This is a genomic window from Bacillus sp. SRB3LM (assembly GCF_015712745.1).
GTDB classification, from domain to species: domain Bacteria; phylum Bacillota; class Bacilli; order Bacillales; family Bacillaceae_G; genus Bacillus_A; species Bacillus_A thuringiensis_K.
In genome coordinates this window covers 43783-50031 of sequence record NZ_VWVQ01000005.1, presented here as the reverse complement: position 1 = coordinate 50031, position 6249 = coordinate 43783, and the positions used below count along the sequence as shown (strand labels likewise).

The following is a 6249-nucleotide window of genomic DNA, read 5'->3' as shown; positions in this document are numbered from 1 at the left end:
AACGTTTCATCATACTGTTTTTTCATCTGAAACACCTCTTATATAGAATAATTTATCTCTATACTGTGTTCCAGTTTTACTGTACCACCTCATTTTCGTAGCATGGATGATAACTTATATGAGTGGGACAGTCATCAACAAGAACATGTAATTGGTGAATGGGACAAAATTAGATTAGAAGATGCTTTATCATTGTTAACGGAGCGGGAGAAAGAAGTGTATTTAATGTCTCGAGGATATTGTTTAACATATAGGGAGATTGCTAGATACTTAGATATTACATGTAGTACGGTACAATCTATGATAGAACGTGCTGAAAAGAAAATAGCAAGACAGGTAAATGAGAGCCTCTTCTGCAATTGTGGATGAGGTTCTTATTTTTTAGGGATATTTATTATAGTAAATGGTTATCTTTGAGAAATTAAGGTGAAATATGGTTTGTGAAATTGTACGGCATATTTGTTTGGTTAAGGAAGTGGAAATATGGTTAAAGATGTAATTAATTTTAGTTTATCCGAGGTAAATATACCGGCGCTTAATCATCCTGACATTAATATGATAAGCTTAATCTGTAAAATGTTTGAATAGTAAAAAAATCGCGCGAAGGCGATTTTTTTACTATTGCTCAAGCATTAGGGTACCACAATCAGGACAAGGAACTTTTATTCCATTTAATGTGTGTATTGAGTTTTCTTCTATATATTTTTCTGTAAGCGGAATGATTTGTTTGCATGCATAACACCCATATGGTGTAACGCCTACATTGGTAATTATATTTTCTTTAACATCAGATAGTTTAGAAACTTCATCTTGTAAATTCATTATTTCTTTTTCTTTAGTTATCACTAGACTTTTTAATTTTTGTATATGTTTTTGATATTCCTCTTCCTGTCCTTTATCTAAATTATCTTTCATGTCATTTAAAAATGGTTGTAATTCTTGAAGGGTTTGAACAACTTCTGTATTTTCTACTATACGATTTTGTTTTTGTGATATATTATTAGCTAATCCTTCAATTTTATCATGTAATTTTGTGTTTCCTTTTTCCAAATGCTTGAGTGTTTGACCAAATCCAGATTGGATTCTACCTAATGTGGTACCAATGTCTCTCGTGAATTTTACTGTATCATCATAAAATTTATTACTCTGTTCAGTTGATTTAAAGTAAAATGCAGCAGATAATCCTATCGAGAATAATGCAAGGGTAATAGATAGAAAGTCTGTTACTTTAAGTTCGAGATTCATGTTAATGATTTTATAAAAGAGTAATACTAGTAAAATCGCTAAAAATATTGTAAGTATTATTTTGAACCAATTTGACTTAAAGTAACTTGGTTGTGTTTCTTTATCGTTCATGAAATTGCCCCCATAACTATGTAAATGTTGTTGATGAAATTATGATGTGATAACATTAAGATTTTACTATATAAAATAGTGTTTTTCACTAATAAAATTAAAGTAAAGATGTTTATGAATCTGTACTTTAGGATTAAGAACTATAATTGTGTGATTTTTGAAAATACATCTCGATATGCGATTGTTAGAAATTGAAACAATATTGAAAATAATAAAAAGGTAACAGCTAGAACAACAAGAAGAACAATTATTCTTGGGACGGTTTCTTCAACATGCCTCCATACAAATTGTAAGATTAAAAATGCAAGGTAAATTATCATTAAAGAAAATACAAAGAATAAGCAAATCAAAAAAACGGAAAATAGAAGGTTTGGAGCGTATTGTAAGTATATTAGAGAGGGAATACTAAAGGCTCCTATTATCGTCACAATACTACTAATGATGCTTAATTTATCAGCAGCAGAGCCTTTATTAAAGTCTGCTTTTAATGTTTTAAAGAAGTTCATAAGAAAACACCTTTCATTTTTTATTAAAATATACAACTTATCAGATTTAATAATTGTAAGTTTACTAATAAAGAATGTAAATAGCTTTTTAGAATTATTGTTTAAAGAGTGTAAAATGAGTTTATACAAGGTTTTAAACGTTTAGTGTGTTTTAAGAGAGGAAAGAAGTTTATCGTGAAGGAAAATAAAATTTTAGATAATAGATTTTGGATGTGGAAAACTTTAATCGTTGGGATTAGTTTAAGTATACTAATGCTAGTATGTCTTTATAGGCTTGATTATTTTAAGTATCTTTGGGGTTATATAGGTGTTTTTTTACTTAGAAGTTTATTTTTTTCTTACATATGGTCTGTAATTTTTCATTATTTAATATTTATAGGGGTGTTTCGTAAGTATACTTTAAAGAAGGAAAGTGAAAATAAAACAGATGAGAAAATGAAGGGAATAAAAGTATTAGTGAATTGCTTCAAGAACTATGTAAGCTATATAAAATCTAAAAAAGAAAAAACAGTTCTGAGTTTCGTGAAAGAAATTATTTTTAATGTGTTCTCACCAGATTATTTCTATGCGCGAGTTTTTAAATATTCACTAGAAAATAATAATAGTTATAATAAGATATGTCCAAATAGAGCCTTTTATAGAACAAAAAGCAAATGTGAAGGAATACCAGGGGCAAAGCATAAACATTCGTATTTAGGTGGAAAAGTTATATGTGAATATAATCTAAAGGAAGATAGATATGATTGCGAAAAACATCAAGAAAAAAAGAGATTGCAAAAGTTTGTAATATATTCAAATTGGGTAAATGTATTATCTGCTTGTATTCTGTTTATAGTCTGTATGATTTTGGATTTGTACTTAGAAAGTGAAGATACAAATGGATATATTAAATTTGCATTTATATTTGTAACTGTACGTCTAATATCGAGAGCTATTGAAGTAGCAATTGCTTTTTATAGTGATGTAGTAAGAACAAAGATGACTCGTGATTTGTCAATCGGGGAACGATCTACAAACTTGAAAAGAGGACATAGAATTTCTTTAGTTGTACATACATATTTAGAATTTGTAATATTATTTTCAATTTTATATTTTTTAGAGCCAATTTGGATAAATAGGGATGCCCTTTCTGGACTAACAAATTACATGGATTTTGTGCTATATAGTGCATCAGTATCTGCTTTTAATATCTCGTTTGATACAAAAAACTTGACCACTCTAGGGAAAATGATTCATACTTCACAAGTATTTTTATGTATAAATCTTATAGTGTTATCAATTGCGACCTATTTAGGCTTCCAAGATAAGATGAATAGTTTTGAAAAGGCTGATTGGAGAAAAGAAAATCAAGATTAATTAAGTGAAATGTCCGTATTTCGGAAATTTAAAATATATGAATTACTTTTTTGTTATTTAGATAATTTGAAGTCATATGTTAAAAAAAGCATTCCTATTAGGATGCTTTTTTTATTTTCATTTCTAGTAGCGGTTATATCAATTGTTAGGATAATAGTGTAATTTAATTGGATTAATCTATTTACTTAGGTAAACAGATATGATATAATAAATATAGAAAGAACGAAAGGGGGGAAACAAATTGGCAAAGTTAGCACTGATACTAGGGATGATACTTACAGCACTAACAATCATCGAAAAAGTCCTAGTCATCCACGAAAAAGTAAAAAAGCTCAAAACCAAACGAAAACGCCCAGCCAGACGTAAACGAAAATGATTTTGAGCGGAAGAGAGAAGCGCACCTTCTCTCTTCTATACACATTATAACAACTTGCCAATTTGTAAACAATATGAAGAAAACAAGTAATTCATCGAACTTCTTAATTATTTTCGTTACACTGTTTTACTTTGCGTATTTTCGAGATTCAGTCGAAGCGAGTATATTTAAAACTGTTTTGGATATCGTATTAATCATTCTTTTAGTCCTTTATATAATAAATACGTCATTACGACTTTATGGGATTTTTAAAGAAAAAAGAGGTGAATAAAGTGTACAAGTTTGAGGATAAAGAGGAATTACTTTCTTTTTTACATGATGAGGTATTAACGACACCAGAGGTAATGGATGTTTTAGGCATTAGTAAAGCGAGAATTAGTAAAATGATTAAAGATGGTAAACTTGTACCATTTAAGAAGATGGAACGAGTGAGTTTATTTCTACGTGAAGACATTGAAGAGAAGAAGAAAGAACTAGAAGTCCTGCGTAGTAAATATAGACCATATGAAGAGGAATAGTTATTTTTGTAGAAAGCCTAATTAAGATAGGTATTACAGTAAAGTATTTTAACTTTATATTAAGTTTTATTGATTTTATTTCAACCTCCTTTTATTCTTGTATAGAGGAGGTTGATTTGTATGAGAAAATTGCGTAAAGACATTAAAGTAATCGCCCAATTAGTTATATTTTTGGCGGTATTTACATTATTATCTGTAGTATTTAATGCTATAGGAAATATGGAAATGTTAGTAGGGATGATTCAGGAGACTTCTAAGTTAGGGATAAGCATAATAATAGGTTTAATTGGGATTGCAATTGCTTGTATAGCTTTTCAAAGTCTAGAAGCTAGAAAAGAGAACAAAAACTTTTATATGAATTATTTGACGTTAATGCTTATTGCACTACTCTTTTTACTAATTATTTTTTGGTTTCCATATTTACCGATAGATTCTAACAAGTATATGTATTATTTTATTTTTATAGTTTATTTTCTTTTGGGAACAGTTTTGTTAGGTCTTTCTTTAATTGGAACTCATAAAATTATTAAAAAGGCATTCGAATAAAATTATTTGAAGAAATAATCCTAATATAGAGGGTTATTTCTTTTATTATGGACATAGAAAAAAGAGATGAAGATAATTCATCTCTTTTATACGTTCTTATTTTCATTAACACCTAAATGTTTTTTTAGTGCATCTTGTAACACTTGTGAGTAGTTTACATTATTAGCTTTTCCCATTTTATCAAGCCAATGAGGAATAGTTAATGTTTTCTTTACTGCTTTATTTTCAATTTCACTACGGAATGGTGGCATCCATACTTCCATTAAGCCAATAACTTGATTGTCTGTAGTTTGAATAGAAGTTGGATTAGAAGCGGGCGGAATAGTGCCTTTATTTTCTTCTATTTCGTATAGATGAGTTGCCAACGTCTTTTTAGCCATTTCAAATGCATCTTCATAGTTAGTACCATTAGCATGACAATTTGCTAAGTCAGGAAATGTAACAGTAACTTGCTCATTAGAAAAATCAAAAATAGATGGGTAGATGTAGCGATCTTGGTAAGTGCTCATTAGCTTTTCCTCCTGCTAAATATAGTGTAATGGATTTACTTCTTCAATTTCTTGATAATCGAAATGGTGAAGACCAGAATCCATAAAATAATCACTATTAAGTAGATAGTGTCTAACATTTGTAAATTAGAAAAGTCGGTAACAATAAAGAAACGAATTGTTAAAAATAAACAAATAGTATTTAAAATCAATGAAGTTTTTGACATATAGATATGGGAGATGATAATATTTTTTTGAGAAACCCAACCAGTTGGTTGAGTTTCCCAATGGGTTATTTGCGTTTTCTTCGCTTAGGTTTTGCGCTTGGTCGGCTTGAACCTTTGCGTTGAGGACGCTTATTTTTTTCTTCTTTGCTTTCTTTGAGAAGTATGTAAATCGCTAAGATGAAAGAAGAAATCCCGCTTACTTTGTCTAACATATCTAGAATGTCCATCTCCCTTATTCCCTCCTTTCTATACTCTTATTATAACACGTATTATAATACGTGTAAAGGTAATTTGGTTAATTAATTCATATTTTTTTATAAAATAATATAAGGATATAAAATATTGAAAATGAAGTTATTGAGAGTATTTGCATTCAATATAAGTCTGTCCAATAAGAGATAAAAGCTTTATTTTGTCGTACAAAAGCCACCTAATAATAGATAGGTATTAATGACAATTATGTTATATAAAACTTCATTTACCGTATTGGGTTTCATATAACTTTATATAAAGGATAACCGTTCAACATTGAGCGGTTATTTGTTTTGAGGTGGATGCATGGCAAAAAAATATGCAAAGAGATTTTATAAATCCACAGCATGGAAGAAGTGTAGGGATTCATATTTTAAATTTAGATATGGATTATGTGAAAGGTGTAAGGGGACAGGGAAGATTGTTCATCATAAGGATTACATAACACCAGAGAATATAAACAATCCAGAGATTACATTGAGCTTTCATAACTTAGAACTTTTATGTCAGGATTGCCACAACCGTGAACATCATGAGAAAAATAGTCCAGTTGTTGAAGGAGTAATGTTTGATGAGAATGGGGATTTAATACAAAAAGAATAAAAATCAAAATAAAAAATGAAC

At 29.2% G+C, this 6249-nt stretch carries 9 protein-coding genes and 1 pseudogene; 6 read left to right on the top strand and 4 right to left on the bottom strand.

The annotated features are described in order from the left end of the window. Positions 1–90: 90 nt before the first annotated feature. A pseudogene (locus F3I02_RS04290) lies at positions 91–369 on the top strand (sigma-70 family RNA polymerase sigma factor); the annotation flags it as partial. 249 nt (positions 370–618) lie between these two features. On the opposite strand, the gene F3I02_RS04285 reads toward F3I02_RS04290, so the two are convergent. After that, positions 619–1356, bottom strand: coding sequence for a hypothetical protein (locus F3I02_RS04285; RefSeq protein WP_196477699.1), 738 nt, complete (start codon positions 1354–1356; stop codon positions 619–621). Positions 1357–1496: 140 nt separating this feature from the next. Next, entirely contained in the window at positions 1497–1862 is a 366-nt protein-coding gene (locus tag F3I02_RS04280) for a hypothetical protein (protein ID WP_196477698.1), read from the bottom strand. Between the two features lie 174 nt (positions 1863–2036). Between F3I02_RS04280 and F3I02_RS04275 the strand changes: the two genes are divergently transcribed. From F3I02_RS04275 to F3I02_RS04265, 4 genes are all read left to right on the top strand, one after another. After that, complete coding sequence (locus F3I02_RS04275) at positions 2037–3218, top strand: hypothetical protein (protein ID WP_196477697.1); 1182 nt, start codon at positions 2037–2039, stop codon at positions 3216–3218. A gap of 241 nt (positions 3219–3459) precedes the next feature. After that, positions 3460–3594 (top strand): hypothetical protein, encoded by a 135-nt coding sequence (locus F3I02_RS34340; protein ID WP_001086026.1) that lies wholly within the window; start codon positions 3460–3462, stop codon positions 3592–3594. A 239-nt stretch (positions 3595–3833) separates the two neighbouring features. Continuing rightward, positions 3834–4112 (top strand): helix-turn-helix transcriptional regulator, encoded by a 279-nt coding sequence (locus tag F3I02_RS04270; protein ID WP_196477696.1) that lies wholly within the window; start codon positions 3834–3836, stop codon positions 4110–4112. 120 nt (positions 4113–4232) lie between these two features. Next, a complete protein-coding gene (locus F3I02_RS04265; protein ID WP_136997381.1) occupies positions 4233–4658 on the top strand; it encodes a hypothetical protein in 426 nt (141 codons plus the stop codon). 86 nt (positions 4659–4744) lie between these two features. On the opposite strand, the gene F3I02_RS04260 is transcribed toward F3I02_RS04265, so the two are convergent. Together F3I02_RS04260 and F3I02_RS04255 are read right to left on the bottom strand one after the other, a co-directional pair. Then, positions 4745–5167 carry a type II toxin-antitoxin system HicB family antitoxin gene (locus tag F3I02_RS04260; protein WP_196477695.1) on the bottom strand — a complete coding sequence of 141 codons (423 nt, stop codon included), beginning with the start codon at positions 5165–5167 and terminating at the stop codon, positions 4745–4747. A 271-nt stretch (positions 5168–5438) separates the two neighbouring features. Continuing rightward, the gene (locus tag F3I02_RS04255) at positions 5439–5600 is read right to left on the bottom strand and encodes a hypothetical protein (RefSeq protein ID WP_196477694.1); all 162 of its coding nucleotides are present in this window, start codon (positions 5598–5600) and stop codon (positions 5439–5441) included. Between the two features lie 331 nt (positions 5601–5931). Here F3I02_RS04255 and F3I02_RS04250 point away from each other — a divergent pair, with 331 nt between their 5' ends. Next, the gene (locus tag F3I02_RS04250; protein ID WP_098379235.1) at positions 5932–6228 is read left to right on the top strand and encodes an HNH endonuclease; all 297 of its coding nucleotides are present in this window, start codon (positions 5932–5934) and stop codon (positions 6226–6228) included. The last annotated feature ends 21 nt before the right edge of the window (positions 6229–6249 follow it).

Coding starts and splice junctions, on each gene's coding strand:
- F3I02_RS04260 (WP_196477695.1), bottom strand. CDS start 5,167: ATGAGCACTTACCAAGATCGCTACATCTACCCATCTATTTTTGATTTT.
- F3I02_RS04265 (WP_136997381.1), top strand. CDS start 4,233: ATGAGAAAATTGCGTAAAGACATTAAAGTAATCGCCCAATTAGTTATA.
- F3I02_RS04280 (WP_196477698.1), bottom strand. CDS start 1,862: ATGAACTTCTTTAAAACATTAAAAGCAGACTTTAATAAAGGCTCTGCT.
- F3I02_RS04250 (WP_098379235.1), top strand. CDS start 5,932: ATGGCAAAAAAATATGCAAAGAGATTTTATAAATCCACAGCATGGAAG.
- F3I02_RS04255 (WP_196477694.1), bottom strand. CDS start 5,600: ATGGACATTCTAGATATGTTAGACAAAGTAAGCGGGATTTCTTCTTTC.
- F3I02_RS04270 (WP_196477696.1), top strand. CDS start 3,834: ATGGGATTTTTAAAGAAAAAAGAGGTGAATAAAGTGTACAAGTTTGAG.
- F3I02_RS04285 (WP_196477699.1), bottom strand. CDS start 1,356: ATGAACGATAAAGAAACACAACCAAGTTACTTTAAGTCAAATTGGTTC.